At 38.2% G+C, this 22552-nt stretch carries 18 protein-coding genes and 2 pseudogenes; 10 read left to right on the plus strand and 10 right to left on the minus strand.

Annotated elements, in window-relative coordinates; all coding sequences use genetic code 11:
- Positions 1-4 precede the first annotated feature (4 nt).
- Entirely contained in the window at positions 5-319 is a 315-nt protein-coding gene (locus ACZ5QH_RS13410; RefSeq protein WP_004822381.1) for a putative quinol monooxygenase, read from the minus strand.
- 49 nt (positions 320-368) lie between these two features.
- Positions 369-806: pseudogene (gene mdaB / locus ACZ5QH_RS13415) on the minus strand (NADPH:quinone oxidoreductase MdaB); the annotation flags it as partial.
- 68 nt (positions 807-874) lie between these two features.
- Between mdaB and ACZ5QH_RS13420 the strand changes: the two are divergent.
- Positions 875-2040 (plus strand): IS3-like element ISAba21 family transposase gene (locus ACZ5QH_RS13420; protein ID WP_085947552.1). Its coding sequence is split into 2 segments (ribosomal slippage): positions 875-1133 and positions 1133-2040, totalling 1167 coding nucleotides; the frame shifts between segments, so codons are not numbered across the junction.
- A 25-nt stretch (positions 2041-2065) separates the two neighbouring features.
- Here the strand turns inward: ACZ5QH_RS13420 and ACZ5QH_RS13425 are convergent.
- Both ACZ5QH_RS13425 and ACZ5QH_RS13430 read right to left on the minus strand, forming a co-directional pair.
- Positions 2066-2227: pseudogene (locus tag ACZ5QH_RS13425) on the minus strand (NADPH quinone reductase MdaB); the annotation flags it as partial.
- Positions 2228-2427: 200 nt separating this feature from the next.
- Positions 2428-3039 carry a glutathione binding-like protein gene (locus ACZ5QH_RS13430; RefSeq protein WP_004719407.1) on the minus strand — a complete coding sequence of 204 codons (612 nt, stop codon included), beginning with the start codon at positions 3037-3039 and terminating at the stop codon, positions 2428-2430.
- Between the two features lie 214 nt (positions 3040-3253).
- Between ACZ5QH_RS13430 and ACZ5QH_RS13435 the strand changes: the two genes are divergently transcribed.
- The 3 genes from ACZ5QH_RS13435 to ACZ5QH_RS13445 all read left to right on the plus strand — a co-directional run bounded on the left by ACZ5QH_RS13435 (position 3254) and on the right by ACZ5QH_RS13445 (position 7730).
- A complete protein-coding gene (locus ACZ5QH_RS13435; RefSeq protein WP_004822386.1) occupies positions 3254-4705 on the plus strand; it encodes a SulP family inorganic anion transporter in 1452 nt (483 codons plus the stop codon).
- Positions 4706-5151: 446 nt separating this feature from the next.
- Positions 5152-5844: a LuxR C-terminal-related transcriptional regulator gene (locus ACZ5QH_RS13440; RefSeq protein WP_096735528.1), complete on the plus strand. Its 693-nt coding sequence runs from the start codon at positions 5152-5154 to the stop codon at positions 5842-5844.
- A complete protein-coding gene (locus ACZ5QH_RS13445; RefSeq protein WP_336622615.1) occupies positions 5790-7730 on the plus strand; it encodes a sensor histidine kinase in 1941 nt (646 codons plus the stop codon). Before ACZ5QH_RS13440 ends, ACZ5QH_RS13445 begins: the two co-directional genes overlap by 55 nt.
- Positions 7731-7892: 162 nt before the next feature.
- Here the strand turns inward: ACZ5QH_RS13445 and ACZ5QH_RS13450 are convergent, their stop codons facing one another.
- From ACZ5QH_RS13450 to ACZ5QH_RS13465, 4 genes are all read right to left on the minus strand, one after another.
- On the minus strand, positions 7893-10358 hold the full coding sequence (locus ACZ5QH_RS13450; protein ID WP_303577815.1) for an ExeM/NucH family extracellular endonuclease: 2466 nt from the start codon (positions 10356-10358) through the stop codon (positions 7893-7895).
- 224 nt (positions 10359-10582) lie between these two features.
- The gene (locus ACZ5QH_RS13455) at positions 10583-12229 is read right to left on the minus strand and encodes an AMP-binding protein (RefSeq protein WP_303577814.1); all 1647 of its coding nucleotides are present in this window, start codon (positions 12227-12229) and stop codon (positions 10583-10585) included.
- 274 nt (positions 12230-12503) lie between these two features.
- On the minus strand, positions 12504-13637 hold the full coding sequence (locus ACZ5QH_RS13460) for an acyl-CoA dehydrogenase family protein (protein WP_303577813.1): 1134 nt from the start codon (positions 13635-13637) through the stop codon (positions 12504-12506).
- Between the two features lie 206 nt (positions 13638-13843).
- A complete protein-coding gene (locus ACZ5QH_RS13465) occupies positions 13844-14614 on the minus strand; it encodes a 3-hydroxyacyl-CoA dehydrogenase (RefSeq protein ID WP_004719394.1) in 771 nt (256 codons plus the stop codon).
- Positions 14615-14805: 191 nt separating this feature from the next.
- On the opposite strand from ACZ5QH_RS13465, the gene ACZ5QH_RS13470 reads away from it, so the two are divergent.
- The 5 genes from ACZ5QH_RS13470 to ACZ5QH_RS13490 all read left to right on the plus strand — a co-directional run bounded on the left by ACZ5QH_RS13470 (position 14806) and on the right by ACZ5QH_RS13490 (position 19528).
- Entirely contained in the window at positions 14806-15834 is a 1029-nt protein-coding gene (locus ACZ5QH_RS13470; protein WP_303577812.1) for an AraC family transcriptional regulator, read from the plus strand.
- A 227-nt stretch (positions 15835-16061) separates the two neighbouring features.
- Complete coding sequence (locus ACZ5QH_RS13475; protein WP_004719389.1) at positions 16062-16409, plus strand: hypothetical protein; 348 nt, start codon at positions 16062-16064, stop codon at positions 16407-16409.
- Between the two features lie 278 nt (positions 16410-16687).
- On the plus strand, positions 16688-17671 hold the full coding sequence (locus ACZ5QH_RS13480; protein WP_244013033.1) for an aliphatic sulfonate ABC transporter substrate-binding protein: 984 nt from the start codon (positions 16688-16690) through the stop codon (positions 17669-17671).
- Complete coding sequence (locus ACZ5QH_RS13485) at positions 17671-18504, plus strand: ABC transporter permease (RefSeq protein ID WP_303577811.1); 834 nt, start codon at positions 17671-17673, stop codon at positions 18502-18504. The genes ACZ5QH_RS13480 and ACZ5QH_RS13485 overlap by 1 nt, the downstream gene beginning before the upstream one ends.
- A gap of 112 nt (positions 18505-18616) precedes the next feature.
- The gene (locus ACZ5QH_RS13490; RefSeq protein ID WP_303577810.1) at positions 18617-19528 is read left to right on the plus strand and encodes a bestrophin family protein; all 912 of its coding nucleotides are present in this window, start codon (positions 18617-18619) and stop codon (positions 19526-19528) included.
- A gap of 145 nt (positions 19529-19673) precedes the next feature.
- Here the strand turns inward: ACZ5QH_RS13490 and prmC are convergent, their stop codons facing one another.
- Positions 19674-20492, minus strand: coding sequence for a peptide chain release factor N(5)-glutamine methyltransferase (prmC, locus tag ACZ5QH_RS13495; protein WP_303577809.1), 819 nt, complete (start codon positions 20490-20492; stop codon positions 19674-19676).
- Entirely contained in the window at positions 20492-21580 is a 1089-nt protein-coding gene (gene prfA, locus ACZ5QH_RS13500) for a peptide chain release factor 1 (protein ID WP_004719378.1), read from the minus strand. The genes prmC and prfA overlap by 1 nt, the downstream gene beginning before the upstream one ends.
- A 390-nt stretch (positions 21581-21970) precedes the next feature.
- Between prfA and ACZ5QH_RS13505 the strand changes: the two genes are divergently transcribed.
- Complete coding sequence (locus tag ACZ5QH_RS13505; protein WP_004822418.1) at positions 21971-22402, plus strand: hypothetical protein; 432 nt, start codon at positions 21971-21973, stop codon at positions 22400-22402.
- Positions 22403-22552: the final 150 nt, after the last annotated feature.

Below are 22552 nucleotides of genomic sequence, written 5' to 3' on the forward strand. Positions count from 1 at the left end.
AGCTTTAAAATCCATGTTCTAAAATACGGATTTTAACATCAGCAACATGCTCTTTTACTTCAAGTTGATACGCTTGCATATGCTCAGTTTGCAAGTGGGTATTGAGATGTTCAATACTTTCCCATTTTTCAAGCATCACGATCAAATCAGAATCCTTGCTTTGATAACTTACATCAACACCAGCGTCGACCAATAGCTGATAACCATGACAGCCTTGCTCTTGTAATACTGTCGGAGTAATTTTCTTAAATGCTTGGATAATTTTATCTTTGTGTAATCCATCTGGATATGCACGGATTTCAGCGACAATGGTCAACATTTTAGACTCCTTAATTTTTTTAAATGAGATACTCAAAATTCCAATTTGCTTAAGCAAAAAGCTGCTGTAAATGTTGGCGATATGCCTGTTCATATTGCGCAATTTGTGGTGCTTTAATCACATCATTGACAATAAATGTTTCTAAACTTTGCATTCCTAAGAATTGATTGGCTTTATGAAAAGGTAAATACACACCATCTACACCAACACCATGGAAAAATTGCTCAGGATCATCAAACGCTTGCAAGGGTGCATTCCAAGTTAACGACAACATATACTTTTTCCCCTGAATCAAACCACCTGAGCCATATTTCTTGGTAGCATCAGAACGGCTACGACCATCGTTGGCATATAAACTGCCATGACCAGTGGTAAAAACATCATCAATATATTTTTTCATGGTCCATGGTGCACCCATCCACCAACCTGGCATTTGATAAATCACAACATCCGCCCAGAGATATTTCTCTACTTCTTCTTGAGCATCGTTGATGTGTGCTGAGAAAACAGGAGGTTTTAACTTGGTAAACTATAGACACTCATCAGGAGTTTACCATGAGCAAGAAACAGAAGACTTACACCGCAGAATTTAAAGTTGAAGCAATAAAATTGATTGAAGCCAATCAAGGCAATGTATCGGAAACAGCCAGACAACTTGGCATTTCAATGCAAACTCTTTCAAATTGGAATAATAAAGCAAAGACTGGCACCTTAGCAGGCACTAAACAATATTCACCTGATCTAAATGCCTTACTCGAAGAAAATAAAAAGCTCAAACAACAGCTCAAAACAGCTGAAATGGAACGTGAATTTCTAAAAAAGGCAGCAGCGTACTTTGCGAAAGAAAGTCAGTAAGGTACGCCTATATGAAACAGCAAAGATATTTATTCCCGATTAGCTTTATGGCTAGATTACTTCACGTTTCAGTGTCACGATTTTATGATTGGCTAAAACGAGGCATGAATAAAAGATTGGTTCAGCGAAATCAACAGACAATTTTGGTCAAAATAGCTCATGAGGAAACTAAACAAAGCTATGGCTATATTCGATTAACTAAGCATTTACAAGCGCAAGGTATCAAAATCAGTACGTATGCTGTACGTCAAATAAAAAAGCTCAACCAGCTGTATTGTAAGCGTCATAAGCGTTTCAAAAGAACTACGAAGAGTGATCATAATCGAGCGATCTACGCAAATTTACTAGAGCAACAGTTTTCAATGACTAAGCCCAATCTTGCATGGTCAAGCGATATTACATACATTTGGACTGCTGAAGGTTGGTTATACTTGGCAGCAGTAAAAGACCTGTACACGAAACAAGTGGTTGGCTATAGCTTAAATGAGCGTATGACCGCACAACTTGTTTGCAATGCACTGACTATGGCGATTCGTAATCAAAAACCAACGAAAGGCTTAATTATTCATTCGGACAGAGGCAGCCAATATTGCAGCCATGAATATCGAAAGATACTGGAAAAATGTGATTTTCAAGGTTCAATGAGCAAACGTGGGGACTGTTACGATAATGCACCGATTGAAAGTTTCTGGGGCATACTCAAGAATGAATTAGTGCATCATTGCAACTATAAAACCAGAGATGAAGCTAAAGCAGATATTACAAAATACATTGTGTTATTTTATAATCAGCGAAGAATTCAAAAGAGTTTGGATTTTAAAACGCCAAATCAAATAGCAGAGAACTTTTATCGGTTAGCTGCCTAGCATATCCCAAGTGAAAGTCTCCTGCTAATTCAGCACATATCACGTAATTTGCATCGGTACGTGTCACTTTTACACTGTGTCCCAAATCGCTAAGCACGTCTTCACCCAAAGCAGTTAGGGTATCGTTTAATTCACCATTTGAATGTGCAAACTGTTTCGCACCATTTACGATTAAGATATTACTCATTGTTTACCTATGTTTTGCCAATACGCTTGATTTATGGCGCAACTATAGAGCTTATTTTTATCGCAAAAAATGCAAAAATAAGCAAAACATTATTGACTAAAAATCAACAATAAACACCTTTCCCTGTTTCTGCCCATTTCACGTTAATCAATTCAATAAAAAAGCACCCGTAGGTGCTTTGTATATCAATTCAAGCATACTTAAGGAATTAAACCTTCATCACGCATTGCAATCTGTACAGATTGACGTTCAGCGACTTTATTGCGTAATGCCACAATATTGGTAAATGGCGTTAGATCATGATGAATTGAATTCGACCAATTTGTCAGTACAAACAAGTACGCATCAGCAGGGCCAAAGCGGTCATTGACCAAATAATCGTATTCAGACTCTGCTAGATAGTCATCTATATATTTCAACATTTTATCTATGGTTGCATAGCCACGTACTTTTTCATCTTCAGTGATCGCTGGGTCAAAGAAGACGGCATATTCATCATGCAACTCTGAGTTTAAATAACCCAACCATTCTAAAACTTTAGCACGTCCCAAACCTGATGGTGGGATCAAATCCTGTTTAGGATCGTGTTGTGCAATAAAAGGCAGTACTGCAACATTTTCAGTCAAAAGTAAACCTGGATTGATTTCTAATGCGGGTACATAGCCTTTTGGATTGATTTCGTAATAATCTGCGCCCTTTTCTGTTTTATGCGTTTTTAAATCAACACGTTCTAGATCAAAATCAACATTAATTTCGTTGAGTAAAATATGGGCAGCTAAAGAACATGCACCTGGTGAATAATATAATTTCATATCTAATCCTTGTTATATGACTGTTTAAGTTGTAAATGGCTCAGATCACAATTTCAAGTCGTAAAACATAAAATTGCAAAAAGCATAAATTTATAAAATCAGCTATAACTTGAATATTCAACAAAATGAAGACTTTTTCAAGTCAAAGTTAACTGCTTTTTCACTAAGAGATGTTTTAACATACGCATCTTTAAAGAATGATGAAAGGTTTATAGTGATTAGTCTAAAAAAAGCGGAATGGTTTTCCAATATTCGTACAGATGTACTTGCTGGAATGGTCGTAGGCTTGGCACTTATTCCTGAATCAATCGCTTTTTCTGCAATTGCAGGCGTAGATCCACAAGTCGGCCTGTATGCATCATTTTGTATTGCAGTGAGCATTGCTTTCTTTGGTGGACGTACCGCAATGATTTCCGCAGCCACGGGCGCAATGGCGTTGCTGATGGTTACTCTCGTCAAAGATCATGGTTTACAGTATTTATTTGCCACCACAATTTTGACTGGAATTCTTCAGATTCTTGCTGGCTATTTTAAAGTTGCAAAACTGATGCGCTTTGTTTCACAGTCTGTCGTCTATGGTTTTGTTAATGCGTTGGCTATTCTCATCTTTGTGGCACAGATTCCTGAATTACAACGTATGGATTTGACGGCTTATCTATTTGTCGCCTTTGGCTTAGGGGTGGTTTATCTTTTCCCCTACATTCCCAAAATCGGTCAACTCATTCCCTCGCCTTTGGTGTGCATTATTATATTGAGTTTCGCTGCCTTATTTTTGGGTGCAGATATGCGTACAGTCAGTGATTTAGGAAAATTTCCAGACACTTTACCGCTGTTTTTAATTCCAGACATTCCACTTAACCTCTATACCTTAAAAATTATTTTTCCTTATGCCATCACCTTGGCCACCGTAGGTTTACTCGAAACCATGATGACCACCACGATTGTTAATGAAGTGACCCAAACGGAAGGCGATCGTCATAAAGAATGCCGTGGCCAAGGCATCGCCAATATGGTCAGTGGGTTTATGGGGGGTATGGCAGGTTGTGCCATGATTGGACAATCGATTATCAATGTGTCTTCTGGTGCACGAACTCGCTTATCAACCTTGGTTGCAGGTGTTTTTTTACTGTGCTTAGTGGTCTTTTTAAAAGAATGGCTGTCTTATATTCCTATGGCTGCACTTGTGGCAATTATGATTATGGTGGCTTTTACTACATTCAACTGGGACTCAGTCAAAAACTTTTCAAAACATCCCAAACAAAGCAATAGCGTGATGCTTGCGGTGGTGGTCATTGTACTGATGACGCATAACTTAGCTTTAGGTGTGTTAATTGGTGTACTTTTATCTGCACTTTTCTTGGTCAATAAATTAGAAAATGCAGTGCGTGTCCAGTCTCATCTATTGAACAGTACGACCCGTAAATATGAAATTTTTGGGCAAATTTTCTTTAGCAGTTCAGAAAAATTCTTTCAGTTTTTTGATTTTAATGAATCTGTTGATCATGTCATTATCGATTTAACCCATGCCCATATTTGGGATATTACCTCTGTCAGTATGCTCAATCAGGTACAAAACAAGTTTCTGCAAAATAACATTCAGGTTGAAATTATAGGGATGAATGAAGCAAGTCGTAGCTTGGTTGATCAATTTAGTGCGGTAAAATAAACAGCTTTATTTTTCTTAAGGCAGTGATGATCAGCGTTTAATACAGGTAAAGAACAATAGCCAAAATGGTAATCGCAATGCATTGTATCACTGCCAAATTTCTAAGGAATTTAATCATCGTAAGCTACATCCATTATAAAAATAATCCATTATTCAGCGAATATAACCGATATTTTGCTGTTAAATTGTGATTTTTATCTACTAAAATTTGAATATTTACTTAACCTGTCTCAATAACCTTATCTCAAAAAGTTAACTTGATCTCAATAAATTGACTTTAGGCATCATTTGATACTCAGTAAGCGCGTTAAAACGCGATTGTAATAAACTGAATATTCATTCCTAATCACTGAATTAAATACTAAAAATACCTATTATCAGGTATAGATAAAGCCATCAATATCTGAAAAACTAAGTCCAATAGACATGGGCGAGTTTTTTACATCATGAACAATGAGTTAAGTTTACCTGTTCCAGTCATCATCGTAGAAGATGAGCCGCTTATACAAAAAAGACTGACTGACATATTAATTAATCTAGGATACTCAATTGCAGATTTACGTTTTGCCCAAAGTTTAGCTCAAGCCAAAGAACAACTCAGTATACACTCAGCCTCTTTTGCATTGGTTGATTTGGGCTTGCCTGATGGTAATGGAATTGAGTTTATTGAAATTTTAAAAAACTATGATCCAACCATCATGATTTTAGTGATCTCTGCATGGAGCACTGAAGATGCGATCCTCAATGCACTAAGTGCAGGTGCAACAGGCTATGTACTCAAAGAAAGAGATGACTTAGAAGTTTCTCTTTCGATCAAAAGTGTCTTGCGTGGTGGAGCGCCGATTGATCCATTTATTGCTCAAAAAATTTTAAAACAACTACACTTTAATGAAAAAAATAATTCAAATAAAACTGCACCCTGTCAGAAAGTTACTGATCAGGACAGTGTATTATCCAAAAGAGAATTGGGAATTTTAGAACTGGTTTCTCAAGGCTTAAGCAATAAGGAAATTGCAGATCAACTCAATTTATCCCGTTATACCGTTGAATCTCATATTAAACATATTTATCGGAAACTTGCGGTATGCAACAGAGCCAAAGCCATCGATACAGCACGCAACTTAGGATTACTCGACTAATTCTAAAATTAATCGGGTTGTTCGGTCTTATGCTAAGTTTGACCCAGCATTTTGCTTTTGCTGGTGCTGCCTTAACAGGTCAGTCCAATACAACAGGTGCAGCCTGCCATTTTCAAATCCAAAGCATACAAGTTGCTCAAGCGCTTGCAAATCTCGAACAGGTTCCCCAACAGGGATGGAAAACAGTCACCTTGCCAGATGACTGGGAAACGCGCTGGAAAAACTACACAGGCACTGCTTGGTATAAAATCAAATGGCAATATCAGTGTGATCAGGAAAATCAACCTGTCGCCTTACTGATTGAACGGATCAATATTGCAGGAGCTGTCTATAGCAATAATGAACTGTTATGGAAAGACAAATCCTTAGTCGAGCCATTGTCTAGAAGTTGGAATATGCCAAGGTATTGGGTGCTTCCTGCTACATCTATCCAAAACCAGCAAAATGAAATTTTAGTCCGTGTTGTAGGGGTTGCATCACAACATTCAGGTCTAGGAAAAATTAAATTTGGTCAGGCCGAAGATATCGCCAATCAACAGGATCAGTTGGTTTTTGAACGGCGAACTTTATTTTTTATCAATATTATTATTACCTTTGTGGTGGGAACTACAGGTTTTACCATTTGGCTATTTCGACGCCAAGAAAAAGCCTTTGGGTGGTTTGGTTTAACTTCATTTTTATGGGTATTGTTTGCCTATAATATTATTTCGACCATTCCTCTTCCTTTTACCGACAGTATCTTAACAGCACGTCTAAATCTGGTATTTTTAGTCGGATATACCTATTGCCTCTGTTTATTTGCTTGGCGTTTTGCCAATCGCCATTATCCGTATTTAGAACGTTTACTTTTATTGACCTCTATAATCGCGATTGCAGCATTGCTATTGACACCGATCAATTATCTAGAACCTAGCTTATCCTCTGTCTTTTTCTATTCTGGCATGGTATTTATTTTTAATTGCTTGTTTTTTCAGTGGATTGCTTTTAAACGTAGAAAGATGGACATTCTCCTGCTTGCGTTTATTTTCCTCATCTATTTACTTATTATTGTTCATGATTTTTATAGCATGATCCATCATCTGGATCAGACGCTCTATTGGACGCCATTGGCTGCACCAATTACCAGCTTAGCGATTTCGTTTATCTTGGCTTATCGTATTTCGCAGAATGTTGGACGTATTGAAAAATTTAATCAGACGCTTGAAGAAACTATTGAAAAAGTCACGTTTGACTTAGAACAATCTTTAGATAAAAAGTACCAACTTGAAATCGATAATATGCGGTTGCAAGAGCGTCTAAACCTGTCCCATGAATTACATGATGGACTAGGTGGTTCAATTGTTCGCTCGATGATTATACTGGATCACAGTGAACATATTGAAAAACAACAAGTGATCTCTATGTTTAAACTGTTAAGAAATGACTTACGCCAAGTGATTGACTCAGGAAGCAGTGCTGGGGCAAAAATACCTGAAAGTCCAGTGATGTGGGTTGCGCCATTGCGTCATCGTTTTATACAAATTTTCGAAGAAATGGAAATTGAATCGACTTGGATTTTTGCAGAAAAATGGAAACATAAACCGCTTGCATTGATTTGTTTAACCTTTTCTCGTGTCGCAGAAGAAGCCTTAACCAATATTGTAAAACATAGCCATGCAACTGATGTCGAAGTTTCGTTGGTTGAAGATGAACGACAACAACTCGTGTTAACCATTCAAGACAATGGCATTGGCTTTGAAGTTGATCAGGTTCAAGCTGGTTTGCATGTGGGTTTGCAGAGTATGCAAGTGCGAGTAAAAAGAATTGGAGGTAGTTTTGAAATCCATTCTCAGCAGGGTTTTACCGTGATCCGAGCCATAGTACCGTTGAAAGATAAAACCGAATGATTTAGATGAATGAAATAGTATTTCGACCAATATCATTCGCTTGATCTATGAAGAGATTCTGTCTTAAATCAGTTGGTGCAATTTTTTATGTTATATAGTTTTATAAAAGCATAAAAAAAGAGAAACTAGATCACTAGTTTCTCTTTAAAAAGATATCGCGTATTAGGATTTCTTTTTTGAACGCGCTAATACTGAGCTCGCTGTAAGTAACATCAGTCCAAATAAAGACCACAGTCCCGTACTGCCCCCACTGCTCTTATGCCCACCTGTAGTACCACTTGATTCATTTAAATCTAAATCAACAATAACCGGATCGTGATCAGAAGAACGGAAAGCATCTGGCGCATAGAAAGAAGCAATTTGTTCTTCAGTCTTATATTCTTCATTGTAGTCTAATGCTGTTGGTTCATCAGCATTGATATGCCATGCAAAAGTACGTTTAACCATTGGGTATAAGTTTGCATCTGCAATTGCATGATCTAAATTACCCGCACCACCATTCCCGGTTGCATCACTGGCCACACCAAAGACATAGCTATATGCAGATTTACCTTGCCCTACTTTTTCATCATTTAGCAATATTTTGTAGTTGGCTTTTTCAAATGCCAAGATTGGATCTTCTTTGGCATAACTGTTCATATCCCCGACCAATAAATAATTTGGTTTTTCAGCTTTGGTCGGGTTGGTTGCAATCCACTGAATCAATTTTTGTACTGCAGTAACACGAGTCGGATTCCAACAGCCTTGACCATCACCTTGGTTTGCTTCTGGTGAAGTTTTATCGTCAGGACAACTACCTTTAGACTTTAAGTGATTTGGTACAACAGTAAAGGTTTTTCCTCCCGTTACCGCTTGGAAGCTTTGTGCCATCGTGACTCGGTTTTTCTGTGTCAAATCATCATATACCACAGGATTACCAACAGGTTTTACACGTTTGCTATTATAAATAATCGCAACTGCAATCACATCAGTACCTAACTTATCCATATTCGGTGGGATGACATATTTCCAATCTGCACCTAAAGCTTTGGTTAAGTAATTCACAGCACTTTTTTCGCCATAACCATTGTTGGCAATTTCCATTAAGCCATAAACATCTGCATCAATGGTTTTAATCGCACTGACTATTTTGGCATGTTGACGATTAAATTCTGTCTCGGTGTTTGCACCACGATCTGGTTTAACACCAATCAGCGGAGAATTGTCATAATTTAAGACGTTAAATGCGGCAACACGAACCTGTTTAGTCTCTTTTGCCAAGACGGTTGAATTCCGCAGATTGCTGTCTTTGACAACCTCAGGCAAAGCTTTGTTTTGAATCGGTTGAATACGCCAAGCATTGAAACGGTATTCCAAAATCCCTTCAACATTTTTAAGCTGATAGCCTGTACGTAAAGTGTTTGCCGCATTAAATGTTTGTGGCAACCACGGTGTTCTGTTTTGATTGTTATAACCATCATCCAAGATAATCTTAGACAATAGATTTTGTTTTGCTAAAGCAACCGCTTCATTGGATTTCGCAGGATATAAATTGGTTGGGATATATAAGCGTCCCAAACTTAAAGACAATTGACCATATCGACCATAATCATAATTCTCGCTAACAGTTAAGGTTTGAGGAATTTTTACCAACATACCTTGGTAGCGCTTAGGTGCATTGCCTGTAGCATCGGTTAAACTTGAAAATGGCAGTTGAATCGGAGTAGAACTCACCAAACTTGCGGCTTGATTATTACAGGTTTGAATATTGCTGCTCAGTTGATCAATTTGCAATTGATTTTCATAATTGGTTAAACGCCCTTTCAGAATCACTTCTTCACCCACTTTACCGCCAGTGATTGTGCTTGCAGCAGGGAGATAGACAAAGATCGCATTGCTCAAATTTGCTTTAGCTTTACTGTCAGGGGTTTGAATATAGAAACCTGAAAAACCATTTTGATAGCGATAATCCGCTGTAATGACACCTCGAACCACATATTGCTGGTTTTGTGCCGCAGATTGTAAATCTGCAATTGCAGTATCAGCAGTACTACAACTGATTGCAGTGATTGGCGGTGTCGTTGTACCAGTACCTAAATAGCTACTGAATGCATTACGATCTGACCATTTGCTCCACTCACTGTCCAAATCAAAGGCACTATTTGGATCTACAGCGCTGACATCATTTTTATTTTTTATTCTGCTTAGGCTATTTTGATAGCTGGTGATTGTGGTTCCCCAGCCGCCACTTGCTGGTTTGTCCCCAATCCGTCCAAAACGGTCTACAGGTGTGCCTTTATACACAAGGACCAAAGCATCATCGCCATTAAATGACAAACCAGCAACCTGATTCACTTTAGTGCCAAGTTCTGCCTGTAATTCGGTACGACCTATAATAAATTTTGCTTTACTGGCTAAATTTCCCTCTAAGGTGTAAGTCGCTGTTTTACTCGTTGCCCCATTGGTATATTGTTCAATTTGATAATCTGCAAGATTTACAGTGCTGCCATCTGGATTATAAATTTCTAATCCTTTTCTATTTACTGTGCCATCAATGTATTGGCTAAACATCAGTTGTGCATAGCTTGGAAATGAACAGCCCAATAGTGCAAGGCTTAAACAAAGTGTATGTGGTTTTAAATTTTGCATAATTTTTAACGTTTGTTGAAATTTAAAGCAGATTAATTTTTATTAATGACAATATCGTGAATTGGAATCATTCTATTTGATCCATTTATTATTTAGACAAAATATACCACAGGTAAAGTGGACTAAAATTGTTATAAAGACCTTAGAAATACGAGATCTTATGCTGATCATAAAAAAGCACCCTTTCGGGTGCAAAGCATGGAACTTTAAAAGATTTTAAAATATTAAGCCTGCAATTGCATTTGCTGTAATTTAGCCACTTCTTGTTGCTTCAATAAATTACGTTGAATTTTGCCACTAGATGTTTTGGGTAAGCTTTCAACAAACTCAATTTCACGTGGGTAAGAATGCTTAGATAATCGAGAACGTACATATTCTTGTAATTTAGTATTCAATTGGTGACAACCCGTGAACTGAGGCTTGAGCACAACAAAAGCTTTTACGATCTCTGTTCTTTCTGGATCAGGTTTACCAATAACGGCCGATTCTAAAACTTCAACACATTCCAAAAGTGTACTTTCTACATCAAATGGCCCAACACGATAACCTGAAGTTGTAATGACATCGTCTGCACGACCAATAAAATCAACCCCACCTAATTCATTCAAACGAACCGTATCCCCAGTTAAGTAATAATGACCAACGAAGGATTTACGATTATTTCCACCATAACCTTTAAACCATGTGAGTGGCGATTGAGAGAAGTCAATTGCTAGCGTTCCAATCTCACCTCTTTCAACTTCTTGGTTGTCTTGATTTAACACTGCAAAACGATGACCAGGATTAGCAAAACCTGCTGAGCCGACTTTTATTGCATGTGCTAAAGCATGATGGTTACCAATCACCATACCTAATTCTGTCTGCCCATATTGGTCATAAATATTGACATTTAAGTCATGATTAAACCAATGAATTACTTCAGGTGTTAAAGGTTCACCCGCACTGCTGACTGCACGTAAATGCGCTTTGATTGAAGCATTAAATTTTTCTTTAAAGCCAAAGAACATACGAAATGCTGTAGGTGAACCGGTAAGATTACTGACTTGGTATTTTTGAATAATTTCCAAAGCATGGTCGACACTAAATGCACGTTCATCCATGATAATACTGTGTCCCAATCCCAATGGGCCAGCAATACCATAATATAGACCATATGCCCAACCTGGATCCGCAAGGTTCCAAAATGAATCATCTTCACGTAAATCAACGGCGTGACGCATATATTCTTTAAAGGCCAAAATCGCTTTTAATGGTACTGGAACCGATTTTGCCAAACCTGTTGTTCCAGAGGTAAACATCATTAAAAAATCATCAGTAAAACTCAACATGACCGGTGTACATTCAGCTGATTGACCTGCTAGTTCTTGCCAAAAATCTGCATCCTTTGTTGTAGCAAAATCTTGTGGATGAACGGTCAGAATATGTGGAAGTTCAATCCCGTTTAATTTTGGACGTTGTTCAGTGTTAGTGATGATCAGTTGGGTATTGGCTGTTGCTACGCGATGCTCAATCGCTTTTGATTCAAAGGCGGTAAATAAGGGCTGATAAATTGCTCCGATACGCCAAGTTGCCAATATGGTGATCAATAATTCTGGAGTACGTGGTAATAAGCCAGCAATACAATCACCAGTTTTTAAGCCTAGCGAGTGTAAATAATTGGCTAATTTTCCTGATGCTTGTGCCAGTTGTTCAAAGGTCCATTGTGAAGACTCACCGTTTTTGCCTTCCCAGATCAAAGCCACTTTATTTAAACCGACAAAACGCTCGCAGCACTCGATATAGGCATTGATTGATTGTGGATTTCCAACCAATTGTTCATTGATTAGTTTTTCATAATCGAATTCTTGATAGGCTTGTTCCAATGTTTTCATGGCAATATCCTTGTATTTTCAGCACAAATCATCTCGATGTGCGGTTCCATATTTTGCTTTCTAGCTTTTCTAAAAATGTTGAATCATTCAACATGTGTTCCTATGCGTATAGATAACCATGATTAGAAATCACACACAATTTCCAAATACCTCAATTGTATTGCAGTTTTTGAACATCTGCTTTTGCTGTCATGGTGGAAGGCTTTAAAATAAAAAAGACCAGTGCGAAGCTGGTCTTGAGATAGAATTTTGATGCGCTAATCTACAATTGAACTTACTGAATCACCGCTCTTGCGATAACTAAACGTTGGATATCGGAAGCGCCTTCATAAATCTGACTGACTCGAACGTCTCGATAGATTCGCTCTACTGGAAAATCAGCAACATAGCCATAACCACCATGAATTTGTATCGCATCTGAGCAGACTTTTTCAGCAATTTCAGATGCAAATAACTTCGCCATCGATGCTTCTTTTAAACAAGCTAAACCTGCATCTTTTAAACTTGCGGCATGGTAAATCAACTGCCGTGCTGCTTCGATTTGAGTGGCCATATCGGCTAAGCGAAATGCCACAGCCTGATGTTGTACCAACTCCACTCCGAAAGCTTTACGCTGATTGGCATATTCAACCGCAGCATCCAACGCTGCTCTTGCCATTCCCACACATTGAGCGGTGATACCAATGCGACCTGACTCTAAATTCGACAAGGCGATTTTATATCCTTCACCCTCATTTCCTAATATGTTCTCAGCAGGAATCCGACAATTCTCAAAAACAATTGTTGCAGTATCTGAGCAATGTTGTCCCATTTTATCTTCAATCCGAGAAACGATATAACCTTCTGTATTGGTTGGAACGATAAAACAAGAAATGCCTTTCTTTGCTGCGGATTTATCCGTAACTGCAAACACAATCGCCACTTGTGCATGCTGTCCAGAAGTAATGAATTGTTTGGTTCCATTAATTACCCACGAATCGCCATCACGTTGTGCTTTACATAGTAAAGCACCTGCGTCTGAACCCGCCTGTGGTTCCGTTAAACAGAAACAGCCAAGCCATTGACCTGTTGCCAATGGCATTAAGTAGTCTTGTTTTTGTTGGTCTGTCCCATATTTTTGGATAATTCCACAAGGCAAAGAATTTTGTACGCTGACAATGGTTGAAATTGCGCCATCTCCTGCGGCAATTTCTTCAATTGCCGTCACCAAGGAAATATAGTCCAACCCTGCGCCACCCCATTGATCAGACACGGTCATACCTAATGCACCCAGTTCACCCAACTCTTTGAGTTCTTGATGAGGAAATTTTGCAGTTTTATCACGTTCAGCAGCTGTGGGTTTAAGTTTATTCTGCGAATAATTTCGCATCATTTCCTGAACCATTTTTTGTTCATCATTGAGAATCATTTGAGCATCCCTCTCAGCACTTTTAAATTTTAAATCACTGCAATCATGATCAGCGACCAATCAAAATCTCGTTGTTTGTATAAATTTAGGCTAAAGTCTGCCTAACATGATGGTTGAGATCATGTCAGGCAGTATTCAATTTTTTAAAAGTTTGCTATTGCTTACGTTAAAGCAAAGTTAGAAATAAGCAGACGGATTAGACCAGATTACTTTGGCTGCATACGGATTGCGCCGTCTAATCGAATTGTTTCACCATTTAAATAGCTATTTTCACAAATATGACCAACAAGCTGTGCAAACTCTTCAGGCTTCGCAAGGCGTTTAGGAAAAGGCACCATTTCACCCAACGCATCTTGAACATTTTGTGGTAATGATTTCAACATCGGGGTTTCCATAATCCCTGGCGCAATGGTCATCACACGGATGGCATGTTGCGCAAGTTCTCGCGCCAAAGGTAATGTCATTGCAACAACAGCACCTTTAGATGCAGCATAAGCGGATTGACCAATTTGGCCATCAAACGCAGCCACTGAAGCAGTGTTAATAATCACACCACGATCTTCTTCACCTGCTGGTAATGCATAACGAGAAATGACATCTGCGGCAAAACGCAGCATGTTAAATGTTCCTGCGACATTAATATTCAATACTTTTTGAAATGCGTCTAAAGCATGGATGCCATTTTTACCTAGTACTTTGGCAGATGGACCAATCCCTGCACAATTAATTAAGCCATTTAATTGAGCATAATCCTGCTCCACATTTTTAAAGAATTGTTCAACAGCAACTTCATCGGTCACATCAAGTTGAACAAATTTGGACTTTTCACCTAAGCGCTTCTGCATTTCTTCGCCAAGCTGGTGATTCATATCCACCATGATCACTTTCGCACCTTGACCAATCAAATGTGTGGCTGTCGCTGCACCTAATCCAGATGCACCACCAGTCACAACAAAAACTTTTCCTTCAATTTTCATTTTATTTTCCTAGTTCATTGTTTGAATTGAGCAGTTTAAATGATGAATTAAACCCACTTTCGACTTAAGATGCAGAGTAAACATAGTCAAGCTTGAGTACAATTTCCAAAAGTTGCATCCTGTATGATGTATTTGGACAATTTAAACATCTTTTTGGAAAACTTTAGTCACAAAACACGTCTCACAAGATAATGGAATACACTGTGAACAATCAACAATTCAGTGAAAGCAAAGGCACAATTTCAATTGCACTGGTACATGAGGCGCTGAGCAGTGCCCAAGACAAGGGCTATGATATACAGCAGATTTTGCATAATGCAGAGATACCGCTGGAAATATTTCATGCAACCAAATCACGTATTGCTGTTTCAGCTTATGCAAAACTTTGGACTAAAATAGCAGACCATATGAATGATGAGTTCTTTGGCATGGACTCGCATCAGATGCGACGCGGTTGTTATAAATTATTGTCTAAAATGGTCATGCAAGCGGATACCCTACAGACAGCGATTGAACAAATTTTGCAATATTTTAATTTTGTCTTGGATGACTTCACCAGCAAACTGATTATAGATGAAAATTATGCATACATTGTCATTACAGACAAATTACAAACTAAGCGCATGTTCTGCTATGCCACTTATATTATGTTGATTCATAGTTTGATCTGTTGGTTAGCAGATCAAAGGATTTTACTCAATCAATTACAATTAAAATGCACGCCTCCTGAAGATGACAGCGATTATCGCGTTCGATTCTGTGAAAATATTACTTACCAAGCAGATGAGAATTATCTGCAATTCGATGCAAACTACTTAAACATTCAAATCAAACGTGATCAAAAATCTTGGTATGGTTTTATTAAAAACACCCCTGAAAATCTACTATTAAGATTTAAGAATCCTTTGGCTTTAAGTTCAATGATTCGCAAGCAATTACTTTCTATTGCTCCTGCTGAATGGTTAGAACTCGGTGAACTATCAGCGCAGCTGAATATTTCAGAAGCCACCATACAACGCCGTTTAAAAAATGAAGGCAGCAGTTATCAACAACTCAAAAATGATATACGGCGAGATATGGCGATTGAACTGCTTGGTAAAACCACACATACCTTACAAGACATCAGTGAGCTGTTGAATTTTCAGGATGCCAGCGCATTTCATCGGGCATTTAAAAAATGGACTGGGGTAAGTCCAGGTGCTTATAGAGAACCCAAATAACCTTGAAAGCATTGTTAATGCAAAAGATAATATTTTAAAAAATTTATTTAAAATCAAAATTATAATAAAAAATATATCAATATAAAGACAAGCTCGATATTTACAGCTTATCTGAATAAGGTTGCAAATTAATCAATAATGGTATATTTATTACCCAATTTAAAGCAGGTTTTCTGCTTATTTCCTGTGGTACCCTCCTCCCCTTTAATCACTTTTAGGTCACTAACATGATTAAGATGATTGATGTACTAGAGCAAAATCTAGTTCAAAACTTTATCCATTCCCTTTCTGCTCAAACTGAACATTTAGATGAGCTTATCGAAGGTATTTTAAAAGCTTCAGATCATGACTTTGAACATGCCATGAATGATTTTTTCAAAACCAATGATGCTGCAGAAGTCGCACAAGCGCTTGATATTCACCAAGAGCGATTAGATGCAATTCAATCAGGCTTAGCAATGAAAAAAGAAAACATTGCTGATACTGCAAAAATTGTTGCGCTTTGTCTGGCACTTGAAACCAATGCATTAGACCAAGTTGAAATTGCAGACAGTCTGGAAGATTATCCAGTTTAATTTGCCCAATCCAAAAATGCCTCTGTGTATAGAGGCATTTTTTATGTCTAATGACTAAAATTTAATTAGAATATTTTTTTATAACTCATTTCAATAATCATCTATTCAACAAACAAATATCTATACTTTAAAAACATAAATTTATTCATATAGTTAAACCAATATTTTTTATATTTCATATTTTAAGAAGTGAATATCTGTTTTTCTTTTTTGTACTTTCACCCTAAAAAATATACATATCTAGCTCTGTGTTTCTCTTTGAATTTTATGGGGTATGTATGAACGTTTTTAGCAAAAAAATGACGCGCTTAGTTTCCACCTTAGCCTTAAGCTTAACCGCAATGTCTTCTTTTGCAGCCATCCCAACAACATTGAAATTAGACTACGCCTATTACGCCCCAACAAGTTTAGTGGTTAAAGAACAAAAGCTGTTAGAAAAAGCCTTACCCAAAACAGAGGTCAAATGGGTGTTTAGCCAAGGCAGTAACCGTTCACTTGAATATTTAAACAGTGGCAGTATCGATTTCGCCTCTACCGCGGGTTTAGCAGCAGTATTGAGTCGTGCCAATGGCAGTCCGATTAAAACGGTTTATATCCAAAGCCAGCCAGAATGGACTGCATTAGTGGTTGCTAAAAACTCAGCAATCAAATCCTTAAAAGACCTCAAAGGGAAAAAAATTGCTGCAACTAAAGGGACAGACCCATTCTTATTTACGCTTCAAGCACTTGAAACCGTCGGGTTAAATAAACGCGATGTGCAATTGGTACATCTACAACATCCAGATGGGAAAACAGCTTTAGAACGTGGTCAGGTAGATGCTTGGGCTGGTCTTGATCCACTGATGGCATCTGCACAATTGCAATCAGGCGCAAAACTGCTCTATCGCAATATCGCTTTTAATAGTTACAGCGTGTTAAGTGTAAAAGATCAATTTAGCACCCAAAGCCCAGAAGCAGTTGAGGCTGTAATTAAAGCTTATGAACAAGCACGTAAATGGGCAAAAGCCAATCCAGATAAACTTGCAGAATTATTAGCACGTGAAGCAAAATTGCCACTTGAAGTGGCGAAGTTGCAATTGAGCCGAACTAACCTAGATCAAAACATTCCAACCGCGAAACAGCTTAATGCGCTAAAGAAAGCAGGCACTATTTTGACTGAAGAGGAACTGGTTCGAAAAGGCACCAATGTAAATCAAGTTGTAGATCAACTATTTGACAGCAAATATGCACAAAAGGTCATTGACAAGGTTGCTGAGAAGTAATGACAAAGTCTACACATACTCAATCGACGCAAAGCGAATCAAATGTACGTATAGCGCAGGCGAGTTTAAACAAACCTGCCGTTAAGGCCAATGTTTTAAAATGGGTAAAAGGAATTACACTTCCGTTGCTGCTCATTTTATTATGTGAGTATTTAGTTCGTTTTGGATGGATTGAGTCTTATCTGCTCCCTGCCCCAAGTAGCTTAGTTGACTCATTCAAACAGCTTGCCGCAGGTGATTTATTGACCCATATCTATACCAGTACTTGGCGTGTTTTTTTAGGTTTTTTTATTGGTAGCTTATTGGGGCTCATTTTTGCAATTGCAGTGGGTTTAAACAAACACATTGAAGAATTTTTAGAACCTACATTTTCAGCGATCAAATCTATTCCAAGTCTTGCTTGGATTCCGTTATTGCTTTTGTGGTTAGGCATTGATGAAGCCTCAAAAATTACCTTAATTGCGATTGGTGCATTCTTTCCTACCTATACCAATAGCGTATCTGCCATACATGGTGTTGATTCAAAGTTGTTAGAAGTGGCAAAAGTATACCGTCTGACCTATCTACAAAGTATCTTCCAAATTGTTCTGCCTGCTGCATCGCCTGGAATTCTCGTTGGACTCAGAAACAGTTTAAGCCTAGCGTGGATGTTTATGATTGCAGCAGAACTGATTGCAGCGACACAAGGTATCGGTTATCTGCTCAGTGATGGTCGAGAAACCTCACGGCCCGATATTGTGATTATTGCGATCATCTTACTGGCTATCCTTGGTAAACTCACAGACAATCTGATGAAATTGATTGAAAACTGGTTTTTACGTTGGAGAACATAAACCATTTAAAATACGGCTTTTGATCAGCCGTATTTTTTAAATTGCTTATTTGCAACTTGCATTTCTGCTTTTCTCTATGAAACACTGTCGCAGTAATAGTTAGGTAGACAGTATGATCATTCGTGATAAAAGTAACAGCTTCGCACTTCTCTTTGCTTGGCACGGCACCATTCTTCCCAAAGTCTTACCCGCATTAACTTTAGTTGTGCTGATCTCGACAGTTCTGGTTTACCTATCATCACATCACTATTTTACAATTCCTGCTGTACCTGCAATTGGGTTTACCGTGTTCGGGATTATCCTTTCTATTTTCTTAAGCTTTAGAAATACTGCATGTTATGATCGTTGGTGGGAGGGTCGTAAACTCTGGGGCGCCTTGATTGCAACCTCACGCCATCTTTCTCGTGACACACATGTTTTACAAGAAAACCAGCGTAAAGTTTTAATGTATCGTGTAATGCTATTTACCCGTTTATTAAGAAATCGTTTACGCAATCAAAATCAGTCCATTGAATTTTATAAAAATAAAGTTGATTTAGATGAATTAAGCTTTAGCCAACTGGCAAACCACATTAATGCTGCACAATTTGTTTTAGAAGAAATCCAAAAATCTTTAGTGCAATCACTTAAATCAGGTGAAATTTCTGACATTATCTATCAAGGTTTAAATCATCATATTGTTGCTATGGGTAATATTCAGGCTGGCTGTGATCGCATTCTAACCACCCCATTGCCTTATTCTTATTCAGTCTTATTACATCGCACAGTATATTGCTTTTGTTTGATTTTGCCGTTTAGTTTAGAAGCAAGTTTAGGGATTTGGACACCCGTCATCGTCAGTTTAATTGCTTATTTATTTTTGGGACTAGATGCTTTGAGTGCTCAGCTTGAAGAACCATTTGGCCTACAAGAAAATGATTTACCTTTAGATTCAATTACTCGTTTAATTGAAAGAGAAATGCACAGCTCTTTGGGTGAAAAACTCTTAGAGCCGATTCAATTGGTAAAAAGTAATTTGACTTAGCTGGTTTTTCTAAAGGCTATATTTCCCCTTAGCTTTAAAATACAGCGAATTCTTTTAATACTTTTTATTCGCCACTAAAAAAGACTTTGTTGGATAAGCAGCCACCGCCATCCAACAAAGTCTTTTTAGACATAGTAATGCAAAACTAATTTGGCCACTGACCTAGTGTGACACGATCATTTCCACCATAGTCTTTAACAGTTCTGACCTGTTTAAAACCAGCACCTTTAAAAATGTTTTGTACCGCTTCAGCTTGATCATAACCATGCTCAAGTACGATCCAACCTTGAGTCGCCAACCATTTTTTACCTTGCTGAACAATATGTTCAATATCCGCCAAACCATGCTGCTCAGCAACCAAAGCTCTTTCAGGCTCAGAAGCAAGATGCGGCATATGCTCATCATCAGCATCAATATAAGGAGGGTTAGAAACAATCACATCAAAAAATTGACGATTCAAAGCTTTAAACCAACTTCCTAGAAAAAACTTGACCTGCCCCAAGTCATGCTTTTCAGCATTATGTAAAGCAACCTCTAAAGTCGGTTCATAAATATCTGTGGCAATAATAGACCAATTTGGACGCTCACTTGCCAGCGATAATGCGATCGCACCTGTACCCGTACCTAAATCAACCATACGAGTATCTTCAGGCAAATCAAGATTTAAAACCGTTTCAACCAATACCTCAGTATCTGGACGAGGGACTAAAGTGTCTCTGGTAACGGTTAAATCCAAAGTCCAAAATGGTTGTGAGCCAGTTACATAAGCCAAGGGTTCACCCGCAGCAATCCGCGCTAGACCCTCGACATATTGCTGTTCTTGCTCAGCAGTTAATACTTGCGTAGATTTAAGTGACAAATCAAAAGCATCAATTTTTAAAATATGCTCAAGTAACCAAGCATTTTCTTGACGCTCATAACTTTCAGCTTCTCCACGTAAGGCCAAAGCCTGTGCAATATTCATTAACCACCATTTTGTTGTGCAAGCATCGCCAACTGATCTGCTTGATATTCGCGATGTAAGCTGTCAAGTAGCTCAGTCAAATCACCTTCCATTACTGCATCTAACTTATATAAAGTTAAATTGATACGGTGATCTGTCATACGACCTTGTGGATAGTTATATGTGCGGATACGTTCCGAACGATCCCCTGAACCCACCAAATCACGACGCATTTCCGATGTTGCTGCATCGGCTGCAGCACGTTTCGCATTCTCTAAACGTGAAGCCAGTAACGCCATCGCTTTTGCTTTGTTTTTATGCTGTGAACGTTCATCCTGACATTCCACCACAGTACCTGTTGGAAGATGGGTAATACGTACAGCAGAATCAGTTTTGTTAATGTGCTGACCACCCGCACCAGAAGCACGGTAAGTATCGATACGTAGATCCGCAGCATTAATCTCTACTGTGGTGTCTACATCAACTTCTGGAAGAATTGCCACAGTACATGCCGAAGTATGTACACGACCTTGTGACTCAGTGGCTGGAACACGTTGTACACGATGCGCCCCACTTTCAAACTTCAAGCGACCGTAAACACCTTCACCATTCACTAGACAGATAATCTCTTTATATCCGCCATGCTCACCTTCATTTTCAGATAAGATCTCAATACGCCAGTTTTGAGTTTCAGCGTATTTACTATACATACGGAATAAGTCACCCGAGAAAATCGCCGCTTCATCACCACCGGTACCAGCGCGGATTTCCAAATATGCCGAGTTGGCATCATTTGGGTCTTTAGGAATCATGAGAATATTTAACTCAGCTTCAAGTTGTTCAATTAAAGCTTTGTTCTCTTTGATTTCCTCAACAGCCATATCCTTAAAATCTGGATCAGTTAACATTGCTTCTGCTGTTTCAATATCTTCTTCAGCTTGCTTGTACTTTTTCCAAACATCGGTAATTTCTGATAAATCATTATGCTCACGGGACAAATTACGAAAACGCTTATTGTCTGAAATAACTTCAACATCTGCCAATAATGCTTCTAACTCTTCATGTCGATCACAAAGTTGGTCTAATCGTAAACGTAACGATTCTTTCATTTTAAATACATTCTCAAGCTAAGCCTTACCAAAAAACATCGAGCTTTATAACAGCCCATTTAAAATTGGTAAGAAAATTCTAAAATTGTGCCTAGTTTACCGATTCTGCCATTTAAATGACACATTTATATAAGCACCATCAAGATAAGCTGTAGAATTTATAACAAGATGATCCGCATGATTTTTGATTAGATGCTTTTATTCTCCATTATTCATGCTATTTGTTAACTAATATGGGTGTTTTAAAATCACTTTTAATAGAAAACATACATTCAGATACCAAACGCTATCAATTTTCAGATCCCTCTCCACATTTTTTGGAAAAATTTTTGTTACATTTGCCACATCGAATAGAGATAGAACTGTCCAGATAAGGACATGGAGCAACACATGAAATTTAATACGATCATATTTAGTACTGTATTGGCAGTAACTTCAATATTTACAGTAAGTGCTCATGCTGATAACTCAACACGTATTGCAGCAACTTCTGCTCTAGGTAGTGTCGTTGGTACTGCTGTAGGTAAACAAATCGGTGGTAACACTGGCGCAATGATTGGTTCAGCAGTGGGCGGTGCAGGTGGTGCTGCAGCATCAACCAATAGAAAAGACCGTACTGCGGCTGCAATCGGTGGTGGTTTAGGTGGTGTTGGTGGTTATACCGTAGGTAAAAATATGGGTGGTACCACAGGTGGTTATATTGGTGCTGCTGCTGGTGCGGCGGGTGGTTCGGTTCTCGGTAAAAAAGTTTCTCAAGACCGCCATGCAGATCAACGTAAGTACAATAAAAAGTACTACAAAAAACACCGCCGTCATCACTAAATGATCCGTGAATGATATCAAGCACCTTCGGGTGCTTTTTTGTTTTGTTTCATCTTAGATAAACTGTCAATCGTGTAGAACTACAAGTAATGATTCATAGCTTAATATTGCTTGTACAAAATAAGGTTTTACTTAAAATTAAGTTTAATA

The organism is Acinetobacter sp. Ac8, from assembly GCF_055392545.1.